Origin of the sequence: Amphritea sp. (assembly GCF_050300915.1) — a bacterium.
Taxonomy (GTDB): domain Bacteria; phylum Pseudomonadota; class Gammaproteobacteria; order Pseudomonadales; family Balneatricaceae; genus Amphritea.
The window spans coordinates 15,166-41,032 of the sequence record NZ_JBNKYN010000035.1; the positions used below are offsets into that span (position 1 = coordinate 15,166).

The following is a 25,867-nucleotide window of genomic DNA, read 5'->3' on the forward strand; positions in this document are numbered from 1 at the left end:
TCTTAAATTCGTGTCGTGAGCGGATCAGTTAAAAAGACTGCTGAACTGTCCGGCCCGGGCGCAAATATCATCACTGGCAAACAGACTGTGGATCACTGCGATCATATCCGCCCCGGCTGAAATTACCTGCCCTGCATTATCCATATTAATGCCACCAATCGCTACCACCGGAACGGCTAGTGTTGATCTTGCTTCACTTAGCAGACCGATGGGGGCGGGTGTGGCATCGGGTTTGGTGCTGGAAGGGAAAAACGCGCCAAAGGCCACATAATCAGCGCTTTGCTCACAGGCGATCTGCGCCAGTTCGAGGGAGCTATGGCAGGTGTTGCCGATAATCGCGCCAGACCCAAGATATTCACGGGCCTGGCGGATATTGCCGTCACTCTGCCCCAGATGAACGCCATGAGCGCAACAGGCTTTGGCTAACTCGGTATCGTCATTGATCAGCAGGGGGCAGTTGAACTGATTGCACAGGTCAACCAGGGCCAGTGCCTGCTGAAGGCGTCGGGGTTGATCGGCAGATTTATTCCGATACTGGATTATCCGAGCGCCACCGCGCAAGGCCTGCTCCACCTGAAACAGCATGCTGTCGGTATCGGGCATAAGAGTACTATCGGTAATGGCATACAGGCCTTGTAACTGAAACTTTTTCATCGGCTGATTGGTTGCTCTGCTGGCGGCTTAATCTGTTTTCTGAGTATAGAACTGTTCGACTTGTTCCCGGGTAATGGTGCCGGTAATCTCTTTGCTGTAGTTCTGTATCCACAAGGCATCAAGGCGCTCACTGTTCATCCTGTCCAGGGCTTCTTTGAGTGTCGCATTAATACCCAGTGAAACGATATCTTTACGAATGGCGGGCACTTCGAGAAGGTCCAGCTCCAGCTGCGGGTTAAAACCGTGCAGTTCGCCCTCCCGGTCGATAAAGTATTGCAGGTCGGCGGGCAGCAGAAGATAGCGCGGGATGCCTTTTTTATCTTCCAGAATAAGCCATTCTGGCCGCTGTTCGAGTACTTTTATCGCTGATTCACAGTTGATTTTCATCTCGCAGCGGACAAAACGGGTATTCATCGCACTGGCGACCCCCAGTCGTGAAAGCACCTGAGTCAGGGGTTCCTGGCGGTAGTCCAGTCCCTGGGCCTTGAGCGAGCTGAGAAAAATTGATGGCTGATTAAAAAAGAAGCGCACGGCGGTGCTGGCGACCACAATGGTCAGCATGCCGGGGAAAATAATATTGGGATTACCAGTCAGTTCCAGCAGTGCGATCAGGGCCGCCAGTGGTGCGTTGAGCACCGCTCCCATCATCGCCCCCATGCCCAGCATGGCGTAGAAGCCAACACCGGAATTGCTCTCACCGGTATAATGGGCAATGAGCACGGCGAAGGTGGCGCCGGCCACTGCCCCAATATAGAGTGTCGGCCCGATCAGTCCGCCGGGAATACCCAGTCCCAGCACAATCGGTGTCAGTAACCATTTGGCGATTAACAGCCCCGTCAGTAGGGCTAGCCCCATATTTCCTTGCAGAACCTCAGAGATGGTGTCATAGCCGAGCCCCATCACCTGTGGATACCAGATCCCTACCAGACCTGTTAGCGTGCCTGCAATCAGGAGTTTGATTCCCAGAGGCCAGCTAACTGACTTTTGCGTTTGTATCATAATGCGGATAAACCCCCCAGCGAGTAGTGCACAGATAATCCCCAGTAGAATCACAAACGGGATTTCGGCGACCGACTGGATCTGCAGTGCGGGGATAGTGAACGCTGACTCCACACCGTAGGTTACCCGGATCAGCAGGGCTGCGGTAACCGAGGCAACCAGCACCGGAGTAAAGCCGATCACGGTATACTCCATCAGAATCACTTCCATGGAGAAGATCACTCCGGCCAGCGGTGTATTAAAGGCGGCGGATATCGCCGCTGCCACACCGCAACCGACTAACAATCGCAGCGTGTTGTTAGGCAGTTTAAACACCTGGCCGATAAGACTGCCACAGGCGGCACCCAGATGGACTGCTGGTCCTTCCCGGCCCACTGACTGACCGGTTAACATGGCAATACCACCACCAAAAAACTGTACCAGCATGTTTTTGGCTGGCAAACTGCCCTGGTGGTAGCTGAGGCGTTCGAGTACATGGACAACCCCCACTTTTCGGGTGGACGGTAACAGTTGCCAGAACAGCAATGCGATCACGATAGCGCCAACAACTGGCAATACCATGCGCAGCCAGACAGGCAGTCCTTCAAAATTTTCACTCTGCCCACCGGGCAACCAGAACTCCAGTGGCAGGTCGATCATCAGCCGAAAGGCCAGAATCACCATGCCGGAAACCAACCCGGATACAATCCCTAGCAGCACCAGCTGCGGCAGCGCCTCTGCATGAGCCAGCCGATTTCGGAAGTGAGCGAATGATAGGGAGTCTTTGAACATCGGAAACTGATCAGCCTGTTTTTAAACGCGCGTGATAGAAAGCCTTAGCGGATGGGCTTTTGATTGCCTATTTTATCTATACGCAATAGTAATGCCCCTCAAGGGTTTGTATCATACGCAGACTGAATAGAAAACCGTAGAACGATTTGTGAGGTCAAAGTGATCAAAGTAGGTATCGTAGGCGGCACCGGGTATACCGGCGTAGAGCTGCTAAGGTTGTTGGCGAACCATCCTGAAGTATCGGTCGAGGTGATTACCTCCCGATCTGAGGAAGGGCTGCGAATTGACGATATGTACCCCAACCTGCGTGGTCACTACGATCTGCAGTTTACGGTACCGGATGTGGATACCCTGGCACAGTGCGATGCCGTGTTCTTCGCGACCCCCCATGGGGTGGCGATGAAGATGGCACCTGAGCTGGTAGAGCGGGGTGTGCGGGTGATCGATCTGGGGGCGGATTTCCGGATTAAAGATCTGGAACTCTGGTCTAAATGGTATGGCATGGAACACACCAGTGCGGCACTGGCTGCGCAAGCGGTGTATGGTCTGCCGGAAGTGAACCGGGAATTGATTAAAACCGCGCGGATGATCGCCTGTCCGGGGTGCTATCCAACCGCGACCCAGCTGGGCTTTCTGCCGCTGGTGGAAAACGGCCTGATTGATCATCGTCGTCTGATTGCCGATGTTAAGTCTGGTGTCAGCGGTGCCGGTCGTGGTGCCAGTGTCGGCTCGCTGCTGTGTGAAAGCAGTGAAAGTATGAAAGCCTATGCGGTTGCCGGTCATCGTCACCTGCCAGAAGTGAAACAGGGGTTGAGTGAAGCCGCTGGCCGTCCTGTTGGGCTGACGTTTGTGCCCCACCTGACGCCGATGATCCGGGGTATCCATGCCACCCTTTACGGCATCCTCAAAGATCCGACCGATGGTTTGCAGGAGCTGTTTGAACAGCGCTATGCGAATGAGCCGTTTGTCGATGTGATGCCTGCTGGCAGCCTGCCAGAGACCCGCAGCGTTAAAGGCGCCAATATGTGTCGTATCAGTGTGTTTCGGCCGCAGAATGATGACACCGTCGTGGTGCTGTCAGTGATTGATAATCTGGTGAAGGGCGCTGCCGGGCAAGCGATTCAGAACCTTAATATTATGTTTGGCTTTGATGAAGCCGAAGGTCTGCGTCACGCAGGGATGATGCCGTAAAGGTTTACTATCTATACTTGACTATTTTAGTTGGTTAAATAGATAATACCTACCTGAACAGGTAAAACGATTTTTAGTGGAGCAGATATGACAGAGATGACTGACCAGCAGCCGGATATGGTGTTTTCCGATTCCGCGGCGGCCAAGGTGAAAAGTCTGATCGAAGAGGAGCAGAACGACAACCTTAAACTACGGGTATATATTACCGGTGGCGGTTGTGCGGGTTTCTCTTATGGCTTCACCTTTGATGAGGCAGTTGCTGAAGATGACACCGCTATCGATAACGATGGCGTCACTATGGTCGTTGACTCGATGAGTTATCAGTATCTGGTAGGTTCGGTGGTAGATTACAAAGAGGGCCTGCAGGGGTCGCAGTTTGTGATTAATAATCCTAATGCTACCACTACCTGCGGGTGCGGATCTTCTTTCTCGATCTGATTAACATCTGTTACAACATTTAAAAAGCCAGCATCTGCTGGCTTTTTTATTTTTCAGGCTTCCTGATTAGCCCAGTACATGGGAGATATACATTTATATGGTTAAAGTGATCGGGTAGCTGGCTAAGCTGGGGTATGTGCAGACGATGAAGGGATGCGGGCATTTATCGATACGCTGCGAAAATACACCCTGGCTGACCTGATGGTGAATAAGAATCAGCTGATTCCATTGTTGGCGGTGGGTTAGGTTTGAAGTTTCAGGCTAGTCAACCCCAGTAAATTGCCCCCAGCGGCCGGTAACCTGCCGCGCCGGTAACCTCCGGAACGTTACCGCTCATCCGCTTCAGGGTGCGGTAGGCCAGCCAGGCAAATGCCGCCGCTTCAACCCAGTCCGGATCAAGGCTCAGTTCTGCGGTGGTGCTCAGAGAGTGTGGTTTCAGCAGTTGAGTCAACCTGGTTTTCAGCAGGCTGTTGTGGCTGCCGCCGCCACAGAGAAAGACCTGCAGGTCTTTCAGCTGGTGGCTTTTGATGGCATCGGCAATGGAAACGGCAGTTAGCTCCAGTAAAGTTGCCTGCACATCTTCAGGTTGCGGCTGACTGTCTAATGACGCGACCATCTGTGCTATCCAGTCGCAGTTAAACTGCTCCCGGCCGGTGCTTTTAGGGGGCGCTTCACTGAAGTAGGGCAGTGCCAGCAGTTTTTCCAGTAGCGCTGGCAGTACTTTGCCTGTAGCGGCCCAGCGCCCATCCCGGTCATAGCTTTCGCTTTTGTGCTGCATAATCCAGCTGTCCATCAGCACATTGCCGGGGCCGGTATCGTAGCCGAGTACCGGCTTATCTCCAGCGGCTTCCAGAATAGTCAGATTAGCCATGCCACCGATATTCACCAGCACCCGGTTATGTTCAGGGTGACGAAACAGCGCATTGTGAAAGGCGGGCACCAGCGGCGCGCCCTGTCCGCCTGCGGCCATATCGCGACGACGGAAATCACCGATAGTGGTAATGCCGGTGCGTTCGGCGATCAGATTCGGGTCACCGATCTGCAGGGTGAAATGTGCCTCGGGGCGGTGACGAATAGTCTGTCCATGGCTGCCAATCGCGGCGATCTGCTGGTGCTCAAAAGCGTTCAGTTGAATCAGGTTTTCGACAGCGGTGGCGAACAGTTCGGCCAGCTCAAGATCCAGTCGTCCCAGTCGTTCAATCTCATTATCACCGGGGTTGAACAGCGTCAGGGTGGCCGCATGAATAGCAGCAGGGATCGGTTCGCTATGACAGGCGAGCAGCTCAAATGCCGGTTCAAAGCGAACTGCTACCGCATCGATACTGTCCAGGCTGGTACCCGACATCAGGCCTATATAGAGGGGCGCATTCATTGGGTCATGGGTTGAGCTGCTCATCGATGTGTTTGCCTGCCGGATGCTGATATCAGTTAGCCGCTGATGCCAGTTGAGTCGCTTTGAATGATTCCAGTTGTGCCAATGATGCTTCGGCCACGACTAAGAACTTTTCACGCTCCGCTTTATCAATGGATGCAGCCTGCGGCAGTTTCACTGTTTGCGGGTTTTTATGCACACCATTAACGCGGAACTCGTAGTGCAGATGCGGGCCGGAGGCGAGTCCGGTCTGGCCGACATAGCCGATTACATCACCCTGACTGACCCGGCTGCCGGTTTTCTGGCCTTTACGGAAGTTGTTCATATGGCCGTAGAGGGTGGTGATATTACCGCCATGCTGGACGATCACACAGTTGCCGTAGCCGCCTTTCTTGCCGCGCCAGATGATCTTGCCATCGCCAGCCGCTTTGATCGGCGTGCCGGTGCGCGCAGCATAATCAGTGCCTTTATGGGCGCGGGTCAGACCCAGTACCGGGTGTTTACGGCGTGATTTGAAGCTAGAGCTAATGCGGGCAAAATCCACCGGGCTGCGCAGGAACGTTTTGCGCATGCTGTCGCCTTCCGGCGTGTAATAACGGCTGTTGCCATCGCTGTCGGTGAAGCGGATAGCGGTATAGGTTTCACCCTGATTAACGAACTGGGCAGAGAGGATGTCGCCTTCGCCGATCTTTTTGCCATCGAGAAACTTCTCTTCGTAGATCAGGTTGAAACTATCGCCCTGACGCAGGTCGAGAACAAAGTCGATGTCCCAGCCAAAAATCGCGGCCAGCTCCATAATCATCTTGTCTGACAGGCCCGCAGCAGAGGCATCAAGAAACAGGGAGTTTTCGATGGTGCCGGAAGCAAAACGGGACTCGATATCAGGTTGCTTGGTTATCTCTTTAACGCTGTAGCCCTGATCGGTGGCGCTTAGAAGAGTGCTTTGCAGTTGATTGCTGATATGCTTCAGTTTAACCAACTGTTTATCGTCGATAACAAAGCTGATGGTCTGGCCAGGGTAGATTCGTTTCAGCGCTTCAGTGCCTTTAACGGCATCACTCACCAGAAAAGCATCCCGGCTGCTAAGACCCGCCCGTTGAAACACAGAGGTCAGGGTATCGCCACTGCGAACGGTCACATCCTGCCAAACGTCTGGTTTCTGCTCTTCTGGCTGAGGGGACGCTGGCTGGGCTGCGGGTGACATCATCGCCATCTGATCGGGCTTAGTCTTATCTGCATGTGGTGTGGCAGACTGTAGACCGAATGGAGACGGTGGTTCTGAGTCGTTGATTTGAGGCTGGCTGAATGTCGTTGGCGCGTCTGAAGCGGGCGCTTCCGCAGAGGGCATCAGCATCGCTGTCAGACCGATAATGGCTGTACAGATGATGACCGCCATCAGGTGGGTGATCGGGAGATGCCTTTTTAACCGTTCAACTAGAAACACGGCGCTGTACCTCAGTATGCATAAAAATCGCTGAATTATACCGGATGCTGTCACATAATCGAAATATTCACCCTGTATCGGCGAAAATCGTTACACATTAAGTGAAAAGTCCAGCATCCACAGAGATAGTTGTCTCTTTTTTAAGTCTGCTGCTGCCGTGGAGGCGTCCGGTCAGCTCTATCAGAACGCATTTGCTCAGGAAAGTTCTGTCTGACAGCTTTTGTCAGTAAGACTGATCTCAGCAGAGTGCAGCCAGACCTGAAGAAAGTGTCGGCTTTTGTCTGATCCGAACATCATAGGTTTGTCGGATTTAATGTGGAAGGGTAGAATATGCCCCCAATCCATAATTACTACTTATTTTGTGAAGGTTAATAGACGGCAATGACAGATAAAACACTGTTACAGGATCTCAGTGCGCGCGGACTGATCGCGCAGATGACCAGTGAAGAGGAGCTGGAACAACACCTGGCTGAAGGTTCTGTCACCCTCTATTGTGGTTTCGATCCTACCGCCGACAGCCTTCACATCGGTTCGCTGGTGCCGCTGTTGGCGCTGAAGCGTTTTCAGCAAGCTGGCCACAAACCGCTGGCGCTGGTGGGTGGTGCCACCGGTCTGATCGGAGATCCGAGCTTTAAAGCACAGGAACGCAAACTTAACGATGACAGCACCGTGGCTGGCTGGGTTGAAAAGCTCAAAGGTCAGGTGAGTCAGTTTGTCGACTTTGACTGCGGCGCAAACAGTGCTGAAGTGGTAAACAACCTCGACTGGACCCGGGAGATGGATATTCTCACCTTCCTGCGGGATGTCGGTAAGCATTTCTCCGTTAACCAGATGATTGCTAAAGAGTCGGTCAAACAGCGAATTGACCGGGAAGGTGAGGGGATCTCCTTTACCGAATTTACCTACATGATTCTGCAGTCTTACGATTATCAGCAACTGAACGCCAGCCATGGTTGTACCCTGCAGATCGGTGGTTCTGATCAGTGGGGTAATATCACTGGTGGTACCGAGCTGACCCGGCGTATGAACGGCAACAAGGCCTTTGGTCTGACTTTGCCGCTGATTACCAAGTCTGATGGCACTAAGTTTGGTAAAACTGAGTCTGGCACTATCTGGCTGTCGCCGGCTAAAACCTCACCATACGCCTTCTATCAGTTCTGGCTGCAGACTAATGATGCTGATGTCTACAACTTCCTCCGATACTTCACCTTTTTATCGATTGAAGAGATCGACGCGCTGGAAAAAGCAGATGCTGAACGTGAAGGTCGCCCTGAAGCTCAGTCTGTTCTGGCACGGGAAGTGACCCGTCTGGTGCACAGCGAAGAGGGTCTGGTTGCAGCGATGCGTATTACGGATGCTCTGTTCAGCGGCAATCTCTCTGATCTGAGTGAAGCGGATTTTGAACAGCTGCAACTGGATGGCCTGCCTTCATCAAGCCTGGCGGACGTTGATCTGGCGGAAACGCCGCTGACCACTCTGCTGAGTGATGCGGGTCTGGCGGCTTCCGGTAAACAGATCAAAGATGCTCTGCAGCGAAATGCGGTGATCGTTAATGGTGCTGAGAAAGGTATGGATGACAACATGAAAGCAGCTGAAGTGTTTGCCGCTGCGAACGGCACTTACGGGCGCTTCTTCCTGGTGAAACTGGGTAAGAAAAAGCACCACCTGTTTGTGATCTGATTCAGGTCGCCTGAAATAAAAAAAACGCGCTACCCGAAAGAGTCAGCGCGTTTTTTTATACCCAGAGAGCACTCTGGATTAAGACAACCTAAGTTTTAATACAGCGCCTTCTCGTCCCGCACCAGATCTTTGAGCATCTCCAGGAACAGGGTGTCTGCTTCGCTGTGTACAGCGGGAATCTTGACGCTGGTGGTGGCGGATAACTCATCCGCAATTTTTACGTTGGCGTGTTTATCGTCAATATGTTTGCGGGTAATTTCCAGCGCGGTGGCGCAGATGTGTGGTTCTACCATTATCTTGCGCAGTACCAGCAGAAATTCGTTGAGTGCGCGTTCCTTGTTTTTAATTTCCGAAGTATTCATGCAACGGTCTCCGACAGAAAAGGGGAAAGTCTGATGGCCTCACTATAGCACTCTCGCTGACGGGTCTGCAGCTATCCGTTTCAGCATCTGAAAAATATATTATTTATGTCGATGGTCTCTTGATCAATTCCTGTACTGCTGGCAGAATGGCGTCACAATTTAGTTGTTTCTGCGTTAAGTAGGTTACCCCGAAGCAGAAACCTGATAAGCACACCCAGCTTATTTTCCCGGGTTTACAGTGTGTACCCACACTTAATCACCGGATGAAGAGTTGCTTTTGCCTTTCTCTGGCCGTACCGGTCATCTTCGCAAAAGCCTGCTGGTTGATGTTATTACACACCAACACCAGTAGGCGCGTCATAACATCCTCCAGTATCAGAATTTTTATACATGCGTTCGTGCATGTAATTTGAGGATACTATTGTGGAACAACTTTCTGGCGCACAAATGGTTATTCGCGCTCTTAGAGATGAGGGTGTGAAACACATCTACGGCTATCCGGGCGGAGCGCTGCTGCATATCTATGATGCGCTGTTTCAGCAGGAAGAAGTACAACACGTGCTGGTTCGCCATGAACAGGCTGCCACCCATATGGCTGATGCGTATGCCCGTGCCACCGGTAAAGCCGGTGTGGCGCTGGTAACTTCCGGCCCGGGTGCAACCAATGCGATAACCGGTATTGCTACCGCGTACATGGATTCGATTCCGATGGTGGTGATTACCGGCCAGGTAATGAGCTTCCTGATCGGTGAAGATGCGTTCCAGGAGACCGATATGATCGGTGTCTCCCGTCCGGTGGTTAAGCACAGCTTCAGTGTTCAGAACCCTGAAGATATCCCTTCTATTATCAAGAAGGCGTTCCATATTGCTGAAAGTGGTCGTCCAGGACCGGTTGTGGTTGATATCCCAAAAGATATGACCAACCCGACGGATCGCTTTAATTATGAGTATCCGAAAAGCATTAAGCTGCGCTCTTATAATCCGGTTAGCCGTGGTCATAGCGGGCAGATTAAGAAAGCGATCGATATGGTGCTGGATGCCCGGCGTCCGGTTATCTATACCGGTGGCGGCGTTATCATGGGTGATGCCAGCACTGAACTGACTGAACTGGCTAAGCTGCTGAATGCACCAGTGACCAATACGCTGATGGGGCTGGGGGGTTATCCCGGTACCGATCGTCAGTTTATCGGTATGCTGGGGATGCACGGTAGCTATGAAGCGAATATGGCGATGCACCACGCCGATCTTATTCTGGCAGTGGGGGCGCGCTTTGATGACCGGGTGACCAATGGTGTGGATAAGTTCTGTCCGACGGCCAAGATTATCCATGTTGATATCGACCCTGCGTCTATCTCGAAAACCATTCAGGCTGATGTGCCAATTGTAGGACCTGCCAAGCATGTTCTGCAGGAGATGGTTGGACTGGTAAAAGAGAGTAAGAAACAGCCAGTCAAAGAAGCGATAGATTCCTGGTGGCAACAGATTGAAGAGTGGCGTGCCCGTCACGGTGGCCGTTACCGCACCGATGACTCGGATAAGATGAAGCCTCAGCAGGTTATCGAGATGCTGAGTAAAGTCACCAAGGGTGATGCCTATGTCTGTTCTGACGTAGGTCAGCACCAGATGTTCGCGGCACAGTATTATAAGTTCAACAAACCAAATCGCTGGATCAACTCCGGCGGTCTGGGCACCATGGGCTTTGGTTTGCCGGCCGCGATGGGTGTGAAGATGAACTTCCCGGATGAGGAGGTTGTCTGTGTCACCGGTGAGGGCAGTATTCAGATGAATATTCAGGAGCTGTCGACCATCAGTCAGTACGATATTCCGGTTAAGGTTATCTGTCTGAACAACCAGTCTCTGGGGATGGTGCGTCAGTGGCAGGATATGAACTATGAGTCCCGCCATTCGCAGTCTTATATGGAGTCCCTGCCGGACTTCGTGAAACTGGCTGAGGCGTATGGTCATGTGGGTATGAAAGTAGAGAAATATGAAGATCTGGAAGCGGCGATGACCGAAGCGTTTTCCCTGAAAGATCGCATGGTGTTTATGGATATCAGCGTTGATCCGTTTGAGCATGTATACCCAATGCAGGTACCACGTGGCTCTATGCGTGATATGTGGCTGAGCAAGACGGAGAGAACCTGATCATGAGACATATTATTTCTGTGTTGATGGAAAACGAGCCGGGTGCACTGTCCCGGGTTGTGGGTCTGTTCTCCCAGCGGAACTTTAACATTGAGTCGTTGACGGTTGCGCCAACAGAAGATTCAACTCTCTCCCGTCTGACCGTCACGACTATCGGTAGTGACCGGGTGATTGAACAGATCACTAAGCAGCTGAATAAGCTGATCGATGTGGTGAAGGTGGTGGATCTGACCGAAGGTGATCATATTGAGCGCGAGCTGATGATGATCAAACTGAAGGCGACTGGGCAGATGCGTGCAGAGATCAAACGGACGGCGGATATTTTCCGTGGCCAGATCATCGATGTAACGCCGAACACCTATACGGTTCAGCTGACTGGCGCCAGTGACAAACTGGATGCCTTTATTGAGACGCTGGGTACCACTAATATTATGGAAGTGGTGCGTACCGGTGTCTCCGGTCTGTCCCGTGGTGAAAAGGTGTTAAGCCTCTGATATTCGGGCTTTGTTGACCGTTACTATAAAGAGCCGCTTACAAAGCGGCTCTTTTTTTTACTGCGCAAGGATTTCATCATGGCAGATATTGGTCGAGTTATATTCTGCAGTCATTCCCACCATCAAAAACAGACTCACCACAGAGGACTCAGAGAGCACAGAGAAAATCTGATGAGTAGCTTTTCTCCGTGTTATCTGTGGTGAAATTTTTTTCTATGCCTTTTCGCGTCAGGTATTCAGACTTACTGCAGCGGATTCTTGTTGCCTGGGGCTACCGGACTTTGCTCATATAAAAGATGAAAAAATCTGAAATTTTCTGGCGAATCTGCTATTCAGACTATAATTAATAGTCCTCCGGAAATTAAACACGGGGATGCAGATCGGTGACACAGGGAACCTGCGGTGTCCTGACGACAGAGTCAGGAAGTCTATTAACAGAGTACCGGTCTGAGGAGGTTATATGATCGGTTCTTTGAGGCTGGTTCTGCTGGCCTGTGTACTTGCTACAGTGACAGTCACTGTTGTTAATACTGTTGCAGATGCAGCCAGTGTCAGCGATATCAGCCGTTACGCCAACCCGGCAGAAGAGCACTTGGTCCGCTATCGTCAGCAACCTATGTGGTGGCAGTCTGGTTTATTCCCCCGTTGGGATGATACCTACGTTATTGTATTTGAACAGGAGATGCTTGCCTGACGCTATATCGTTCCTGTGATCCGCTGCGGAGGTAATCAATACTGGCGTTTCAAATTTAAGCGTATTACTCTTGGTCTCAAAATAACCGACTATAGTATTCAGAGATCATCCTATGAGTGGAAAACTGCTCTATCTGGTCGGCGCTTCAGGCAGTGGTAAAGACAGCTTGCTTGAGGGGTGCCGCCAGCGCCTGCAGCCAAACCATTGCTGTTTTGTTGCCCATCGCTATATCACTCGTGCGCCTAATGTTGGCGGTGAGAATCATATCCACCTGTCTCCTGAAGAGTTTGATATGCGTGCCACGATGGGGATGTTTGCCATGCAATGGTATTCCCATGATTATAGCTATGGCATCGGTTCAGAGATCGATAACTGGCTGGCGAAAGGGATCAATGTCGTTATCAACGGCTCGCGGGAGTATCTGCAAATTGCGATGCATGCCTATCCGAATCTGATTCCGGTACTGGTTGAGGTGGATGAAGCGATACTGCAGCAGCGACTGATTCAGCGAGGCCGTGAAACCGAAGCCGAGATCGCTAAGAGGTTGAACCGACACCGCCAGTTTGTTGATAGTCTGCCGGAAAATATTATGCTGATCGATAATAATGCACATCTGCAGGAAGGTGTGGACGCGTTATTGAAACTGATAGAGTCTCTGGCGCCAGACTCGGTTAAGGCTGCCCGTTCAACACACTAAGTTATGACTGATTTTAGGGAGGGTGCTATGATCGCACCCTCTTTTTTTGTCCTGGAGGTTTGCAATGTTCAGTATAGAGATGAGCGTAAGGGATTATGAACTGGATATGCAGGGTATCGTCAATAATGGTGTTTATTTTAACTATCTGGAACACGCCCGACATGAGTTTCTGACAGCAAATGGTATCAGTTTTTCGGCCTTAGCTGAGGCCGGGATCAATCTGGTGGTCATTCGTGCTGAACTGGACTACAAAGCCTCACTGAAAAGTGGTGACCGCTTTCGGGTTGAGGTTGCGCTGGAACGGGTGGGAAAAGCGAGGTTTGGTTTTCGTCAGCAGGTTGTCCGTCTTGCGGATGAAAAGGTCTGTGTTGCCGGCCTGGTCGTCGGTGCTGCATTGAATCAGCGTGGGCGGCCCTATCTTCCCCCAGAATTTGATGCGCTGTTCAGTGCATGATTAAATCCGCCTTTGATACCCCCGCCATCGTGCTGCTGGTGGGGCTGTGCATGCTGTTCGGCTTCAATCAGGTGGTGGTGAAGTTTGGCCTTGAGGGGATATCGCCGTTGTTGCAGGCGGGTCTGCGTTCCGTTGGTGCCTCGCTGCTGTTGATGCTGTGGATGGTGTTTCGCGGCGAGCAAATCTTTCGCCGTGATGGTGCTTTCTGGTGGGGGGTATTATTAGGTGTGCTGTTTGCCATCGAATTTCTATTGATCTATATCGCACTGAGTCTGACGACGGCGTCTCATACCACCATTTTTCTTTATACCTCTCCCTTTATTGTGGCGCTGGGTACGCATCTGTTTGTCCCGGATGAGTCGTTGAAGAGGGTGCAGGTTGTCGGTCTGTTAATCGCCTTTGCCGGTGTTTTCTTCGCCTTCAGGGATTCCCTTGATGGAGAAGCTTCATTATTGGGTGATAGCCTGGCGTTGGCAGCGGCGTTTTTCTGGGGCGCCACCACGGTGGTGCTGAAAGCCTCACCTCAGCGGCATCAGTCACCCTCACGGGTGCTGCTCTATCAGCTGGTTGTGTCTGCGTTGGTGTTGCCACTGTTGTCATGGTTGTTGAATGAGCCGGGGATAACCAACCTGACTTCGCTGGTGCTTGGGTCGCTGTTGTTCCAGACGGTGTTAATGGCGTTTGCGGGTTATCTGGCCTGGTTCTGGCTGCTGAGTCACTATCCGGCAGCGAAGATTGCCAGTTTTACCTTTCTGACCCCGTTGTTTGGGGTGCTGTTTGCCTGGTTGATTCTGGATGAACAGCTCTCACTCGATATGCTCGGGGCATTGTTGCTGGTGGCGCTGGGTATCTATCTGGTCAATAAACCGGGTAAACGGGTGGTAGCAGAGTAACCCGCTTCTAGCGATGCCCCGCTGTGGAAATGGTCCCGGTAGTAAAGAGCTCTAGCGGATCTGTGACCAGAATGCGTCGATCAGCGGACTCTGTAGTTTCTTTTTCAGTGCGAACAGGCCAACGTCGTAAGCTTTCAGTTCTGGCTCAATATCAAGGATACGGACCCGCTCGGCCAGTGGACTGTTATCCAGAACTATCCTGGGGACAACTCCCACGCCAAACCCCAGGCTGACCATACTGACAATCGCCTCATTACCGGCCACCTGAGCATAGATAAGCGGTTTGCTCTGCCGGGCTTTAAACCACTGGTCGATCCGTTTGCGCGATACCCCTTCTTCGGACAGAATCATCGGTACCGCTGACCAGTCGGGGGTGCCGCTTAATATCGAGTCCAGCTGGATATCCTGTTGTGGCGCGATAAACACCAGTGGCGAGGTGGCGATATGTTTGAATGCCAGGCTGGCGTTGAAGCTGTCGGGCCGGGCAGCAATGGTGATATCATCGGTTCCACTGAGCACCCGCTGAATCGCACTTTCGGGATCGCCGGTATGCAGCTTGATTTCAATTTTGGGGTACTGCCTGCGAAAGTTGCTGAGAATCTCATAGAGAAAACTGTAACTGGCGGTCACCGAACAATAGACACTGATCTCCCCTTGCAACTCCTGCGCGCCTTGCAGCAGCGCATTGCGTATTACATCCCATTCGATCAGTGCTTCCCGGGCATACTCCTGAAAACGTTTTCCCTCCCGGGTCAGGCTGACCGTGCGGTTATCCCGGTCGAACAGCTGTACTCCCAGAGTGTCTTCCAGTTGCTTAATTGACCGGGTCAGTGCGGAAGGGCTGATGTGGCAGGCTTCACTGGCACGGCCAAAGTGAAGCGTGTCGCAGAGGCTGATAAAAAATTTAAGAGAGCGGGTGTCCATAGCGTACTCACATTCAGTGCGTTGCAGTATCTGAAATGTATTTTCACATATATATCTGTAACTGCAATATAGATTTGTGCCGCCTGGATGAGAGGTAAAAAACAGTTCCTGGTCATGTTAACAATCTGCTTTTTCTGACAGGCTTGATCTGGATTAGGGAAATCTGTCGCTATTGCCGGTACTGTTTGCGGTCATATTCACGTTGCAATGGCGTTTGTTCGCCCTGAGGTTCGGTATGAAGTATGACATCGTAATAATTGGCGCAGGTCCGGCCGGGCTGAGTTTTGCCCGTTCACTGGGGGATACTTCCCTGAAAGTGCTGCTGGTGGAACGATCATCCCTCGCGACTCTGCGTGAGCCTCCGGAAGATGGCCGTGAGATCGCGCTGACGCACCTGTCGATTGAGATGATGAAAGCCTCAGGAGCCTGGCAACAGCTGGCCGACAAAGATATCTCACCGATCTGTGCTGCAAAAGTGCTGGATGGAAACTCCAGCTATACCCTGGATTTCGATAACCACGATACTGAGCTCGATGCTCTTGGTTATCTGGTGCCCAACGATAAAATTCGTAAGGCGTATTTTGAGGTTGTCGAGGGGATTGAGAACGTTGAACTGCTGACCGAGATCTCTGTGGAAGATGTTGGCAGCAGTGCCGAGAATGCCTGGGTTATGCTGTCCAATGGTGAACGGATTGAGTGTGATCTGCTGGTGTCCGCCGACAGTCGCTTCTCTGAAACCCGTCGTAAAATGGGTGTTCCGGCAACCATGAAAGATTTTTCCCGCACCGCGATTGTATGCCGGATGGAACATACCCGGCCTCATAATCAGACTGCGTTTGAGTGTTTTCACTATGGCCGAACGCTGGCTATTCTGCCGATGACCGGTAATCTGTCCTCTATCGTGGTAACCGTCTCCAGTGCTGAGGCAGACACTATTTTCAATATGAGTGAAGAGGCGTTTGCCGCAGATATTGAGCAGCGTTTGCAGGGGCAACTAGGCAGCATGAAGCTCTACGGACGCCGTCACCTTTATCCGCTGGTGGCTGTACATGCGAATAAGTTTATCAGCCGTCGGTTCGCGGTGATTGGTGATGCGGCGGTGGGGATGCATCCGGTTACCGCACACGGATTTAATCTGGGTTTACGCAGCCAGGAAACCCTGACCAAAGAGATTAAACACGCACTGTCTAAGGGGCTGGATATTGGTTCTCACTCTGTACTGGAAAAATATCAGAGCAGTCATATGCGGGTCACCAAGCCGCTGTACATGGGCACTAACCTGGTGGTCGGGCTGTTCACCAATGATAATTTTGCGGCAAAAATTGCCCGTAAGGCGACACTGAGAATTGCCAATAACTTTGCACCGCTGAAACAGGTGATCACCCGCAAACTGACAGAGAAGAAGATCGATATCCCCTTCTTTCTGCCGGGCCTGAAGTAGCGGGCAGAGATCGCAGTGGCCGGACAACGGTGAACAACGGGGTGTTTCTATCACAATCGACCTTTTTCTATTGAGTCTTCAACTTAGCAGGGTATTCTTAACGTTATTCCGTAGAACTGAGAATGAAGACTAAGATGTCCTGTTATGAAAACCCGTGAGCAACTCAGAATTCTGCTACTGCAGATCCGTGATGGCGAGCAGGTACGCCGGGAAGAGCACCATAGCTTTGCTGAATATTGTGGTGTCGCGCCCCGGCAGATCGAGATCCTCAACGTATTTGATACACCGGGTTTTCCGGTAACGGCTGCTGATGAGTATGATGCTCTGTTGGTCGGCGGTGCCAGTGAAGCGGATGTTCTGCAACCGGAACAGTATGTGTTTATCAGTGGGTGCAAGGATCTGATTCGTCACTGTGGCGAAACCGGTAAGCCGGTATTTGCGTCCTGTTTTGGTTTCCAATTAGCGATACTTGCCCTGGGCGGAGAGATCCTGCACAAAGATACTGGCTTCGAGATAGGTGCCATCCCCATTACTCTGGCAGAAACGGCCAGGAATGATCTGCTTTATCATGACACTCCGGATCAGTTTGCCGCTGTCTCAGTGCACCGGCAATACGCTGAAACATTACCCCCGGGTTGTCGGTTGCTTGCCTATACCGACCAGTGTGTTCACAGCTTCAAACTAAAGGGGAAACCCTTCTGGGCGTTTCAGTTCCATCCTGAGGTTGATAAAGCCACCCTGATTGAGCGGCTGACCTTTTATAAATCCCACTATACCGAGGGTGATGGCCAGCTGGAGCAGATCTTAAACTCGGCGGTCGACACGCCGGAATCGAATATTCTGGTGCGAAAATTTGTCGACCGGGTGCTTTTAAAACTCGGGTAGTTCGCTGCAGCGGTATGTTGCAGCGGCGTGTTGTCGTGGCTCTCGGGTAGGAGAGCTTTTCTGTACCGATAGCTTTCCCGTATATGGGTTAGTAGAATGTCGGAACATTTTGTTAATCCATTGGTGTAAATAGCTCTATGAATGACCCACAGGTAAACAAACCGGAACCATCTGAACAATCCGATCCGGAACAGGCATGCCCGGATCAGACTGACCCCAAGCCCCGCAGTCGCGGGATCTATCTGCTCCCCAATCTGTTCACCACAGGCGCGCTGTTCTGTGGTTTTTATGCGGTTGTCGCCGGTATGAACGGTGTGTTTGATAATGCTGCGATTGCGATCTTTGTGGCCATGGTACTGGATGGTCTGGATGGACGTGTGGCCCGTCTGACCAACACTCAGAGCGCGTTTGGCGCTGAGTATGACTCACTGTCCGATATGGTTTCATTTGGTGTCGCGCCAGCGCTGGTAACCTTTAGCTGGGCACTCAGCGGTGCCGGTAAGTTTGGCTGGTTCTGCGCCTTTATCTATGTTGCCGGGGCAGCCCTGCGACTGGCGCGTTTTAATACGCAGATCGGTTCTGTGGATAAGCGTTACTTTATCGGCTTGCCCAGCCCTGCGGCAGCGGCCTCAGTTGCGGGTCTGGTATGGGCCTGTGTCGAGTTTGATGTTGATGTCAGTGGTTTTGTCTTCCCGATCGCTATCTATGTTGCCCTGATGGGCGTACTCATGGTCAGTAATGTGCTTTACTACAGTTTCAAAGATGTGGATCCGAAGGGTAAGATCCCTTTTATGATTTTGCTGGTGATTGTGTTGACCATCGGTGTTATCTCTATCAGCCCGCCAATCTTCCTCTGGTTATTGCTGTTGGGTTATACCCTCTCTGGTCCGGTTTTATGGTTACTGCGTAAACGTAAATCACTCAGCAGTTAAACAGCTATGTTCTATGGCAGGAGGTAAACGCTTTGAAACGTTATAAAACCGGGATATCGCAACCGATCCTGCCATCTGAGATTACCCCAGAATCGGTCTATCGTGAGCGGCGCCGTTTTATGCAAGCGGCGCTGTCTGTTGCGGCAATTCCAATGGTGGGTTTTCCCTCTCTGGCCGGTGCTGCAGAATATGATATTCCTGCGGATCTGCCCCGTTATAAAGGGCCTGTATGGCTGCAGCAGAAACTTGCGGATGCGCTACGTAATAACGAGTTTTCGACCCGTGAGACTCTGGCCCCTTATTATGATGTGATAACTCATAATAACTTCTACGAGTTTGGCACCGACAAACGGGATCCGGTGCGCAATGCCCAGGAATTTGTTACCGACCCCTGGAAGGTTGAGATCAGCGGTGAAGTGGCTAAGCCGGGCAACTATAATCTGGAAGATATTCTTGCCCCTCATGCGTTGGAAGAGCGGATTTACCGACTGCGCTGTGTTGAAGCCTGGTCGATGGTGATCCCCTGGTTAGGGTTTCCTCTGGCTGATCTGATTAAACGATTTGAGCCAACATCCAAAGCAAAATATGTGCAGTTCACTACCCTGGTGGACAAAGACCAGATGCCGGGACAGCGCGGTTTTTTTAGCACGATAAAGTGGCCCTATGTTGAGGGGCTGAGAATGGATGAGGCGATGAACCCGCTGACGCTGATGGCGGTGGGCCTGTATGGTAATGCACTGCCTCCCCAGAATGGCGCGCCATTAAGGTTAGTGGTGCCCTGGAAGTATGGGTTTAAGTCGATTAAATCGATTGTCCGTATCCACTTCAGTGAAACGATGCCCGCAACCAGTTGGAATGATATTGCCCCGGATGAGTATGGTTTCTATGCCAATGTTAACCCTGAGGTTGATCATCCGCGGTGGTCTCAGGCTACTGAACGGCGTTTGCCCTCTTCGCTGTTAACACCGGATATTGTCGATACACTGCCGTTTAATGGCTATGCAGATCAGGTTGCCCACCTTTACAAGGGGATGGATCTGACCAAGTGGTTTTGATGACAGCTGTAGAGCGTATCGGGTTGATTCGCTGGTGGCTGATTTTTCTGTTATTGCTGTTGCCGTTGGGGCTGTTGCTGGAAGGGCTTCTGAGCAATGATCTAGGGGCTGATCCGGCAAAATATATTGTTAAAGAACTTGGCTTCTGGGCGCTGTGCTGGCTATGGCTGACACTGGCGGTGACCCCGGCGCGAAAGCTATTTGGCTGGCGCTGGCTGGCTCGCTACCGGCGAATGTTCGGGCTCTATGCTTTCTTCTATGCGCTGCTGCACCTGCTGGCGTTTGCCACCTTTTTACTGGGCTGGCGCTGGGATATCCTGATAACTGAACTGACTAAACGTCCTTATATCGTGGTAGGCTCATTAGCGTTGTTACTGCTGTTGCCGCTGGCGGTGACCTCAACCCAGGGGATGCAGCGTCGCCTCGGTAAACGTTGGAAAAAACTGCACCTTCTTATCTATCCTGCCAGTCTTTTGGTGATGCTTCACTTCCTCTGGCAGATCCGGGCTGACTTCTTTCAGCAACTTATTTTTGCAATTTTATTAGCTCTTTTACTGGGCTATCGACTATATCTTAAAAGGCGCAGTTAATAGAGGAGCGGTGCCTATGTATCCGAGCCGATTCTCTGACAAACTGCTGCTGTTGATTAACTGGATAGCCAGGATTCATAAATTATGGTGCATGGTATTCACCAAACCACCTGACGAACGGGAGCGGCGATATAACCTCCCGATGAAGTCTGTGTGGCCAAGTCTGCTGGTTTTGGCAGTCTTTCTGGTAGCGCTAATTACGCTGCTGTTCTGGCTTTTAACGACGTTGGCAGGGTAGGCAGTTTTCAGAATAAGCTGAAGTTTTTCTCTCTCCTACAGGGGCGGCATGTTTGCGCCCCTGTACTTTCTGTGTGTGCCGAACTTTCCCCTTGCACTCTGAAATCTGCTGCTATACTGGCTTATAACCAAGTGATCAGCTGGGATATTGTCGTGGACTAAAAGGGATCATTTTTAGGCTTGGTGTACCGCTGTTGAATATTCAGCAGCAAGGAGACCTGGGGATGATTCGACGTATAGGAAGGGTCCTGTTTCTGGCTGGACTTTTTTATGCGCCGCTGGTTGCAGCACAGTGGCAGGTAAATCTGGTTGAGGGGGCAACGGAGATCAGTCGCTCTGTCTACAACCTGCATATGATTATTTTCTATATCTGCGTTGCCATTGCCGTTGTGGTATTCGGCGTTATGTTCTGGTCGATTATCTGGCATCGAAAATCCCGTGGAGTGAAGGCTGCGCATTTTCACGAAAGTACCTGGGTTGAGATCATCTGGACTATTGTGCCCGTGATTATCCTCGTGTCTATGGCGGTTCCAGCCAGCACCACCCTGATTCAGATGTACGATAAAAACAGCGCGGATATTGATATTCAGATCACCGGATATCAGTGGAAATGGCGTTATAAATATCTTAATCAGGATATCGATTTTTTCAGTTCCCTCGCAACCCCTCAGGAGCAGATCAGTAATGAGCAGCTTAAGGGGGATCACTATTTGCTTGAGGTAGACAAGCCGTTAGTGATTCCTGTTGGCAAGAAAATTCGCTTTTTGCTGACCTCAAATGACGTCATCCACTCCTGGTGGGTGCCAGCGTTGGCGGTGAAAAAAGATGCTATTCCTGGGTTTGTGAATGAGTCCTGGACGCGGGTGGATGAGCCGGGAATCTACCGCGGACAGTGTGCTGAACTCTGTGGTAGGGATCATGGTTTTATGCCAATCGTGGTTGAGGCGAAGTCTCAGGACGATTATGCGTTGTGGGTCGCTGAGCAGGCCAGCCTGAAAGTGGCTGAAGCGCAATCAGTACAGAAAGAGATGAGCCAGACCGAACTGATGGCCAGAGGGGAACAGGTTTATAAATGCACTTGCGCAGCCTGCCATCAGCAGGAAGGACAGGGGATTCCCGGAGTCTTCCCGGCGCTGGCAGGCAGTCCGCTGATGACCGGCAATCCGGCAGAACATATCAATGTGGTGCTGCATGGTCGGTCTGGAACTGCGATGCAAGCCTTTGGCGAGCAGCTCAATGCGGTCGATCTGGCGTCAGTGATTACTTACGAACGAAATTCCTGGGGTAATCAGGGTGGCATGGTTACGGTTCAGCAAATCAGTGAATTGTTGAAGGAGTAGGGTGATGGGTAGTTTAGAACAACCGCTTCACAGCACAGGTCATCATGGCCCTGCCACAGGTATCACCCGCTGGCTTTACACTACGAATCATAAAGATATCGGTACGCTCTATCTTTTGTTCAGTCTGACGATGTTCTTTATCGGTGGCTGCATGGCACTGACTATCCGGGCTGAGCTTTTTCAGCCGGGGTTGCAGTTGGTCCGGCCCGAGTTCTTCAATCAGATGACCACGTCTCACGGGCTGATTATGGTGTTCGGTGCGGTGATGCCAGCCTTTGTCGGGCTGGCAAACTGGTTGATTCCGATGATGATTGGTGCGCCGGATATGGCCTTGCCGCGGATGAATAACTGGAGCTTCTGGATCTTGCCTTTTGCCTTTACGATGATGCTCTCCACGCTGTTGATGGAGGGCGGCGGTCCCAATTTTGGCTGGACTTTTTACGCCCCGCTATCAACCACCTATGCGCCTCCCAGCGTGACATTTTTCATTTTCGCCGTGCATATGATGGGGGTCAGTTCGATTATGGGAGCGATCAATGTGATCGCCACCATTCTCAACATGCGCACGCCAGGTATGAAACTGATGGATATGCCGCTGTTTGTCTGGACCTGGCTGATCACCGCTTTTCTTCTGATTGCGGTAATGCCGGTTTTAGCTGGGGTGGTGACCATGATGCTGATGGATATCCATTTCGGCACCAGTTTTTTTGATGCGGCTGGTGGTGGTGATCCGGTGCTGTTTCAGCATGTGTTCTGGTTTTTCGGCCACCCTGAGGTGTATATCATGATCCTGCCAGCCTTCGGTGTGGTGTCCGAGATTATCCCTACCTTTGCCCGCAAGCGATTGTTCGGTTATACCTCGATGGTGTATGCCACCGCTTCGATTGCGATACTGTCCTTTATCGTCTGGGCGCACCATATGTTTGCTGTGGGTATGCCGTTGGCGGGCGAGCTGTTTTTTATGTATTCCACGATGCTGATTGCGGTGCCGACCGGCGTCAAAGTGTTTAACTGGGTTGCCACCATGTATCGTGGCTCGATGACTTTTGAAACGCCGATGTTGTTTGCCCTGGCATTCGTTGTGCTGTTTACCATTGGTGGTTTTTCCGGATTGATGCTGGCGATCGCTCCTGCTGATTTCCAGTATCACGACACCTACTTTGTGGTGGCTCACTTCCACTATGTACTGGTGCCGGGCTCGGTGTTCTCGATCATGGCAGCGGCGTACTACTGGCTACCTAAATGGACCGGGCATATGTATAACGAGTCGATGGGGAAACTGCATTTCTGGCTCTCCTTTATCGGCGTGAATGTGACTTTTTTCCCGATGCACTTCCTTGGTCTGGCAGGCATGCCACGCCGAATTCCTGATTACGCACTGCAGTTTGCCGACTTTAATATGGTGGCAACGTTTGGGGCATTCCTGTTTGGTTTTTCCCAGTTACTCTTTGTCTATAACATCATTAGCTGTATCCGCTCCGGTAAAAAAGCGACGGATAAAGTCTGGGAGGGCAGTCATGGGCTGGAGTGGACACTGCCATCTCCGCCACCCTATCACTCGTTCACTGAGCCTCCAGTATTCAAACATCCATACAAAGATAATAGCTGAGGTGAATCATGAATCAGCTGCAGCAGCGTAATCGCTCTTTGTTAATAAAACTGTTAGCGGGTGCCGTGCTTATGTTTGGTTTTGGTTTTTTGCTGGTACCACTGTATGACGTGTTCTGCGATATCACCGGTTTGAATGGCAAACTGCAGAACACTGGTGTGTTGACGCAGGAATATCCGATTAATGATAAGCGCAAAGTGCGGGTGCAGTTTCTGGCGGTTAACAATGAGTCGATGCCGTGGCGACTGCATCCTCAGTTGGCTGAGATTTCGGTTCATCCGGGAGAGATGACGCAAACCGCTTTCATGGCTTTTAACCCAACCAGCAGCAACATGGTCGCGCAGGCGATACCCAGTGTTGCCCCCTCTGAAGCGGCTCCCTTTTTACACAAAGTTAACTGTTTTTGCTTTGAGCAGCAGCCGCTTGCCGCAGGCGAAAAGCGCGCAATGCCATTGGTATTTATGGTGGATGATGAACTACCTAAGTACATCACCACCATCACTCTCTCCTATACATTATTCGATATTACCCCCGAACCCAGGCCGGTGAGCAGCGTCTTCGCTGTGCCGGCAAGGAGTGTTCTATGAGTACTCAGGCTTATTATGTTCCGGCTCAAAGCCGCTGGCCTATCCTGGCATCGGTGTCTCTGTTTCTGATCGCTTATGGCGCCGGGACGCTGATCAACGCGTTGAGTGCTAATACCGGCGGAGCTCTTGGGTTGAGTCTTTTAGTAGTCGGTGCGCTGTGTATGGGGCTGATTCTCACCGGCTGGTTTGGCCATGTGATCGATGAGAGCCGCAAAGGGCTCTACTCTGATCAGATGGATCGTTCGTTTCGCTGGGGAATGAGCTGGTTTATCTTCTCTGAAATCATGTTTTTTGCCGCTTTCTTTGGTGCGCTGTTTTACGTTAGAAATCTCTCTGTTCCCTGGTTGGGCGGAGAGGGTGAGAAAGGCGTCGCCAATATGTTGTGGCAGGGGTTTGAGGCAACCTGGCCGCTGATGAAAACGCCGGATATGACCGCCTATCCCGGTCCCGAGGGGGTTATTGATCCTCTGCACTTACCGTTGGTGAATACCCTGTTGTTGTTGAGTTCCAGCATCACGGTGACCTTCGCTCATTACCGTTTAAAGCAGGATCGTCGCCCGCAGGTGATTTTGTGGTTGGTACTCACTATCGCCCTGGGGACAGCGTTTCTGGTGTTTCAGGCAGTGGAGTATGCAGAAGCCTATCATGAGCTCGGGCTAACCCTGCATGCAGGTATCTATGGTGCAACCTTCTTCATACTCACCGGTTTCCATGGGATGCATGTGACGCTGGGTACGCTGATGCTGCTGATTATTCTGTTGCGGGTGATACGTGGGCATTTTGCGCCAGATCATCATTTTGGTTTCGAAGCGGTGTCATGGTATTGGCATTTTGTTGATGTGGTCTGGGTCGGGCTATTTCTGTTTGTCTACCTGTTGTGATGAGGGCGCTAGTGGGAACGGGGTTCGCAGTTTCAGCTCCCCGGTGTAGAAGCCTAAAAGGATGATGATGAGTAAAAGCACCGCCAGGGAGACCCGCAACGCCAGAGATTTAACGGTGCGCCGCGAGCGGCTCTGATCTTTCAGCAAAAAGTAGAGACCCGCGAAGAGGGTGATGATGATAAGAATAAAGATGATAACAATCGCAGTCTTTAACATATGCAGTGCTCAGGTCGGTGTATGAGTAAAGTGGTTATGAATGAAGCGTCTATGCGCAGACCTCATTTGAGTAAAGTTCAGCAGATACCCGTTAGCAAGTGGCTGATGGCGATTCTTGCGCTGTTGCTGATTCCTCTGTTGCTGTGGCTGGGCGTGTGGCAACTACAGCGGGCGGATGAGAAACAGCAGTTACTGGACCGCTGGAACAGTGCACGTACAGACCTGACTGGGCTGCCTGAACGGGAAAGTATTGAACCGGTCGGCGTTAATCTTCATGGGCAATTTATCAGTGGCATTATCTACCTGCTGGATAATCGTACCCGGGGTGGGCGCACAGGCTATGAAGTGATTGTGCCGTTTAAGCCCGATATTGATGCAACTACTAAACACCCGGTGGTGTTGATTAATCTGGGATGGATTGCCGCAAGTGAGTACCGGGATCAGCTGCCGGAGATCCGTCTGCCTTTGGGGTCTCAAACTATAACCGGCAGGCTTGCAATCCCGTCGCAGACCATTCAGCTCCGTCCTGACAAGTGGCAGGCGAGTGGGCGGGTGAGAATACAACAGTTGGATATGGATCGATTAGCGTTGCGACATCCGGGCTTATACCCGGCGGTTATCCGTATTGATAAACCGTTGCTGTCAGGGCTGAGTGTCGGCTGGCCAGTAGTCAATATGACACCTGAGCGGCATCTCGGCTATGCGATCCAATGGTTTGCTCTGGCGATAGTGCTGATGGGTGGTTGCAGCTGGCTGGTTTGGCCGCGTAAGGAGGAGATATGAGTCATCGGCATTATCCCCGAACTGTTTTCTGGCTGGTGTGGGGCGCCGCGGGTGGCGCGGGAGCGGATGAGGCCGGAGTGAGGATTGCTATCTTCGGCG

Annotated in this window: 26 protein-coding genes; 19 read left to right on the forward strand and 7 right to left on the reverse strand. The window is 51.6% G+C overall.

The window, feature by feature from the left end; genetic code table 11:
* Nucleotides 1–24 precede the first annotated feature (24 nt).
* Together thiE and ACQY8X_RS10955 are read right to left on the reverse strand one after the other, a co-directional pair.
* Nucleotides 25–654: a thiamine phosphate synthase gene (gene thiE / locus ACQY8X_RS10950; RefSeq protein WP_428035178.1), complete on the reverse strand. Its 630-nt coding sequence runs from the start codon at nt 652–654 to the stop codon at nt 25–27.
* Between the two features lie 27 nt (nt 655–681).
* Nucleotides 682–2,424 (reverse strand): chloride channel protein, encoded by a 1,743-nt coding sequence (locus ACQY8X_RS10955; protein WP_428035179.1) that lies wholly within the window; start codon nt 2,422–2,424, stop codon nt 682–684.
* A gap of 159 nt (nt 2,425–2,583) precedes the next feature.
* Between ACQY8X_RS10955 and argC the strand changes: the two genes are divergently transcribed.
* Together argC and erpA are read left to right on the forward strand one after the other, a co-directional pair.
* Entirely contained in the window at nt 2,584–3,615 is a 1,032-nt protein-coding gene (gene argC, locus ACQY8X_RS10960; protein WP_428035180.1) for an N-acetyl-gamma-glutamyl-phosphate reductase, read from the forward strand.
* An 87-nt stretch (nt 3,616–3,702) separates the two neighbouring features.
* The gene (gene erpA, locus ACQY8X_RS10965) at nt 3,703–4,053 is read left to right on the forward strand and encodes an iron-sulfur cluster insertion protein ErpA (RefSeq protein WP_428035181.1); all 351 of its coding nucleotides are present in this window, start codon (nt 3,703–3,705) and stop codon (nt 4,051–4,053) included.
* 265 nt (nt 4,054–4,318) lie between these two features.
* Here erpA and ACQY8X_RS10970 read toward each other — a convergent pair whose 3' ends face one another.
* Both ACQY8X_RS10970 and ACQY8X_RS10975 read right to left on the reverse strand, forming a co-directional pair.
* On the reverse strand, nt 4,319–5,449 hold the full coding sequence (locus ACQY8X_RS10970; RefSeq protein ID WP_428035182.1) for an anhydro-N-acetylmuramic acid kinase: 1,131 nt from the start codon (nt 5,447–5,449) through the stop codon (nt 4,319–4,321).
* Between the two features lie 28 nt (nt 5,450–5,477).
* The gene (locus ACQY8X_RS10975) at nt 5,478–6,869 is read right to left on the reverse strand and encodes an OapA family protein (RefSeq protein ID WP_428035183.1); all 1,392 of its coding nucleotides are present in this window, start codon (nt 6,867–6,869) and stop codon (nt 5,478–5,480) included.
* Nucleotides 6,870–7,250: 381 nt separating this feature from the next.
* Here ACQY8X_RS10975 and tyrS point away from each other — a divergent pair, with 381 nt between their 5' ends.
* Nucleotides 7,251–8,549, forward strand: a complete 1,299-nt coding sequence (tyrS, locus tag ACQY8X_RS10980; RefSeq protein WP_428035184.1) for a tyrosine--tRNA ligase — start codon at nt 7,251–7,253, stop codon at nt 8,547–8,549.
* 95 nt (nt 8,550–8,644) lie between these two features.
* On the opposite strand, the gene ACQY8X_RS10985 is transcribed toward tyrS, so the two are convergent.
* Nucleotides 8,645–8,911: a hypothetical protein gene (locus ACQY8X_RS10985; RefSeq protein WP_299202321.1), complete on the reverse strand. Its 267-nt coding sequence runs from the start codon at nt 8,909–8,911 to the stop codon at nt 8,645–8,647.
* 423 nt (nt 8,912–9,334) lie between these two features.
* Here ACQY8X_RS10985 and ACQY8X_RS10990 point away from each other — a divergent pair, with 423 nt between their 5' ends.
* From ACQY8X_RS10990 to ACQY8X_RS11015, 6 genes are all read left to right on the forward strand, one after another.
* A complete protein-coding gene (locus ACQY8X_RS10990) occupies nt 9,335–11,056 on the forward strand; it encodes an acetolactate synthase 3 large subunit (RefSeq protein ID WP_428035185.1) in 1,722 nt (573 codons plus the stop codon).
* 2 nt (nt 11,057–11,058) lie between these two features.
* Nucleotides 11,059–11,550 (forward strand): acetolactate synthase small subunit, encoded by a 492-nt coding sequence (gene ilvN / locus ACQY8X_RS10995; RefSeq protein ID WP_428035186.1) that lies wholly within the window; start codon nt 11,059–11,061, stop codon nt 11,548–11,550.
* A gap of 460 nt (nt 11,551–12,010) precedes the next feature.
* Nucleotides 12,011–12,244, forward strand: a complete 234-nt coding sequence (locus tag ACQY8X_RS11000) for a hypothetical protein (protein WP_428035187.1) — start codon at nt 12,011–12,013, stop codon at nt 12,242–12,244.
* Between the two features lie 112 nt (nt 12,245–12,356).
* Entirely contained in the window at nt 12,357–12,941 is a 585-nt protein-coding gene (phnN, locus tag ACQY8X_RS11005; RefSeq protein ID WP_428035188.1) for a phosphonate metabolism protein/1,5-bisphosphokinase (PRPP-forming) PhnN, read from the forward strand.
* A 64-nt stretch (nt 12,942–13,005) separates the two neighbouring features.
* Nucleotides 13,006–13,395, forward strand: coding sequence for an acyl-CoA thioesterase (locus tag ACQY8X_RS11010; protein WP_428035189.1), 390 nt, complete (start codon nt 13,006–13,008; stop codon nt 13,393–13,395).
* Nucleotides 13,392–14,288, forward strand: a complete 897-nt coding sequence (locus ACQY8X_RS11015; RefSeq protein WP_428035190.1) for a DMT family transporter — start codon at nt 13,392–13,394, stop codon at nt 14,286–14,288. Before ACQY8X_RS11010 ends, ACQY8X_RS11015 begins: the two co-directional genes overlap by 4 nt.
* Nucleotides 14,289–14,339: 51 nt before the next feature.
* Here ACQY8X_RS11015 and ilvY read toward each other — a convergent pair whose 3' ends face one another.
* Nucleotides 14,340–15,212, reverse strand: coding sequence for an HTH-type transcriptional activator IlvY (ilvY, locus tag ACQY8X_RS11020; RefSeq protein WP_428035191.1), 873 nt, complete (start codon nt 15,210–15,212; stop codon nt 14,340–14,342).
* A gap of 235 nt (nt 15,213–15,447) precedes the next feature.
* On the opposite strand from ilvY, the gene ubiM reads away from it, so the two are divergent.
* From ubiM to ACQY8X_RS11065, 9 genes are all read left to right on the forward strand, one after another.
* Nucleotides 15,448–16,653 (forward strand): 5-demethoxyubiquinol-8 5-hydroxylase UbiM, encoded by a 1,206-nt coding sequence (ubiM, locus tag ACQY8X_RS11025; protein ID WP_428035192.1) that lies wholly within the window; start codon nt 15,448–15,450, stop codon nt 16,651–16,653.
* 144 nt (nt 16,654–16,797) lie between these two features.
* Entirely contained in the window at nt 16,798–17,538 is a 741-nt protein-coding gene (locus ACQY8X_RS11030) for a type 1 glutamine amidotransferase (protein ID WP_428035193.1), read from the forward strand.
* A gap of 137 nt (nt 17,539–17,675) precedes the next feature.
* On the forward strand, nt 17,676–18,470 hold the full coding sequence (gene pssA, locus ACQY8X_RS11035) for a CDP-diacylglycerol--serine O-phosphatidyltransferase (RefSeq protein WP_428035194.1): 795 nt from the start codon (nt 17,676–17,678) through the stop codon (nt 18,468–18,470).
* Between the two features lie 32 nt (nt 18,471–18,502).
* Nucleotides 18,503–19,525: a protein-methionine-sulfoxide reductase catalytic subunit MsrP gene (gene msrP, locus ACQY8X_RS11040; protein WP_428035195.1), complete on the forward strand. Its 1,023-nt coding sequence runs from the start codon at nt 18,503–18,505 to the stop codon at nt 19,523–19,525.
* Nucleotides 19,525–20,115, forward strand: a complete 591-nt coding sequence (locus ACQY8X_RS11045) for a sulfite oxidase heme-binding subunit YedZ (protein ID WP_428035196.1) — start codon at nt 19,525–19,527, stop codon at nt 20,113–20,115. The genes msrP and ACQY8X_RS11045 overlap by 1 nt, the downstream gene beginning before the upstream one ends.
* Before the next feature lie 461 nt (nt 20,116–20,576).
* The gene (gene coxB / locus ACQY8X_RS11050; protein WP_428035197.1) at nt 20,577–21,692 is read left to right on the forward strand and encodes a cytochrome c oxidase subunit II; all 1,116 of its coding nucleotides are present in this window, start codon (nt 20,577–20,579) and stop codon (nt 21,690–21,692) included.
* 4 nt (nt 21,693–21,696) lie between these two features.
* Entirely contained in the window at nt 21,697–23,301 is a 1,605-nt protein-coding gene (ctaD, locus tag ACQY8X_RS11055) for a cytochrome c oxidase subunit I (protein WP_428035198.1), read from the forward strand.
* An 8-nt stretch (nt 23,302–23,309) separates the two neighbouring features.
* Entirely contained in the window at nt 23,310–23,888 is a 579-nt protein-coding gene (locus ACQY8X_RS11060) for a cytochrome c oxidase assembly protein (RefSeq protein ID WP_428035199.1), read from the forward strand.
* Complete coding sequence (locus tag ACQY8X_RS11065; RefSeq protein ID WP_428035200.1) at nt 23,885–24,769, forward strand: cytochrome c oxidase subunit 3; 885 nt, start codon at nt 23,885–23,887, stop codon at nt 24,767–24,769. The genes ACQY8X_RS11060 and ACQY8X_RS11065 overlap by 4 nt, the downstream gene beginning before the upstream one ends.
* Here ACQY8X_RS11065 and ACQY8X_RS11070 read toward each other — a convergent pair.
* Nucleotides 24,743–24,985, reverse strand: a complete 243-nt coding sequence (locus ACQY8X_RS11070) for a twin transmembrane helix small protein (protein WP_428035201.1) — start codon at nt 24,983–24,985, stop codon at nt 24,743–24,745. The genes ACQY8X_RS11065 and ACQY8X_RS11070 overlap by 27 nt on opposite strands.
* 21 nt (nt 24,986–25,006) lie before the next feature.
* Here ACQY8X_RS11070 and ACQY8X_RS11075 point away from each other — a divergent pair, with 21 nt between their 5' ends.
* The gene (locus ACQY8X_RS11075; RefSeq protein WP_428035202.1) at nt 25,007–25,768 is read left to right on the forward strand and encodes an SURF1 family protein; all 762 of its coding nucleotides are present in this window, start codon (nt 25,007–25,009) and stop codon (nt 25,766–25,768) included.
* The last annotated feature ends 99 nt before the right edge of the window (nt 25,769–25,867 follow it).

Coding starts and splice junctions, on each gene's coding strand:
- thiE (WP_428035178.1), bottom strand. CDS start 654: ATGAAAAAGTTTCAGTTACAAGGCCTGTATGCCATTACCGATAGTACT.
- ACQY8X_RS10955 (WP_428035179.1), bottom strand. CDS start 2,424: ATGTTCAAAGACTCCCTATCATTCGCTCACTTCCGAAATCGGCTGGCT.
- erpA (WP_428035181.1), top strand. CDS start 3,703: ATGACAGAGATGACTGACCAGCAGCCGGATATGGTGTTTTCCGATTCC.
- ACQY8X_RS10970 (WP_428035182.1), bottom strand. CDS start 5,449: ATGAGCAGCTCAACCCATGACCCAATGAATGCGCCCCTCTATATAGGC.
- tyrS (WP_428035184.1), top strand. CDS start 7,251: ATGACAGATAAAACACTGTTACAGGATCTCAGTGCGCGCGGACTGATC.
- ACQY8X_RS10985 (WP_299202321.1), bottom strand. CDS start 8,911: ATGAATACTTCGGAAATTAAAAACAAGGAACGCGCACTCAACGAATTT.
- ilvN (WP_428035186.1), top strand. CDS start 11,059: ATGAGACATATTATTTCTGTGTTGATGGAAAACGAGCCGGGTGCACTG.
- ACQY8X_RS11000 (WP_428035187.1), top strand. CDS start 12,011: ATGATCGGTTCTTTGAGGCTGGTTCTGCTGGCCTGTGTACTTGCTACA.
- phnN (WP_428035188.1), top strand. CDS start 12,357: ATGAGTGGAAAACTGCTCTATCTGGTCGGCGCTTCAGGCAGTGGTAAA.
- ACQY8X_RS11010 (WP_428035189.1), top strand. CDS start 13,006: ATGTTCAGTATAGAGATGAGCGTAAGGGATTATGAACTGGATATGCAG.
- ACQY8X_RS11015 (WP_428035190.1), top strand. CDS start 13,392: ATGATTAAATCCGCCTTTGATACCCCCGCCATCGTGCTGCTGGTGGGG.
- ilvY (WP_428035191.1), bottom strand. CDS start 15,212: ATGGACACCCGCTCTCTTAAATTTTTTATCAGCCTCTGCGACACGCTT.
- ubiM (WP_428035192.1), top strand. CDS start 15,448: ATGAAGTATGACATCGTAATAATTGGCGCAGGTCCGGCCGGGCTGAGT.
- ACQY8X_RS11030 (WP_428035193.1), top strand. CDS start 16,798: ATGAAAACCCGTGAGCAACTCAGAATTCTGCTACTGCAGATCCGTGAT.
- pssA (WP_428035194.1), top strand. CDS start 17,676: ATGAATGACCCACAGGTAAACAAACCGGAACCATCTGAACAATCCGAT.
- ACQY8X_RS11045 (WP_428035196.1), top strand. CDS start 19,525: ATGACAGCTGTAGAGCGTATCGGGTTGATTCGCTGGTGGCTGATTTTT.
- coxB (WP_428035197.1), top strand. CDS start 20,577: ATGATTCGACGTATAGGAAGGGTCCTGTTTCTGGCTGGACTTTTTTAT.
- ctaD (WP_428035198.1), top strand. CDS start 21,697: ATGGGTAGTTTAGAACAACCGCTTCACAGCACAGGTCATCATGGCCCT.
- ACQY8X_RS11060 (WP_428035199.1), top strand. CDS start 23,310: ATGAATCAGCTGCAGCAGCGTAATCGCTCTTTGTTAATAAAACTGTTA.
- ACQY8X_RS11065 (WP_428035200.1), top strand. CDS start 23,885: ATGAGTACTCAGGCTTATTATGTTCCGGCTCAAAGCCGCTGGCCTATC.
- ACQY8X_RS11070 (WP_428035201.1), bottom strand. CDS start 24,985: ATGTTAAAGACTGCGATTGTTATCATCTTTATTCTTATCATCATCACC.
- ACQY8X_RS11075 (WP_428035202.1), top strand. CDS start 25,007: ATGAGTAAAGTGGTTATGAATGAAGCGTCTATGCGCAGACCTCATTTG.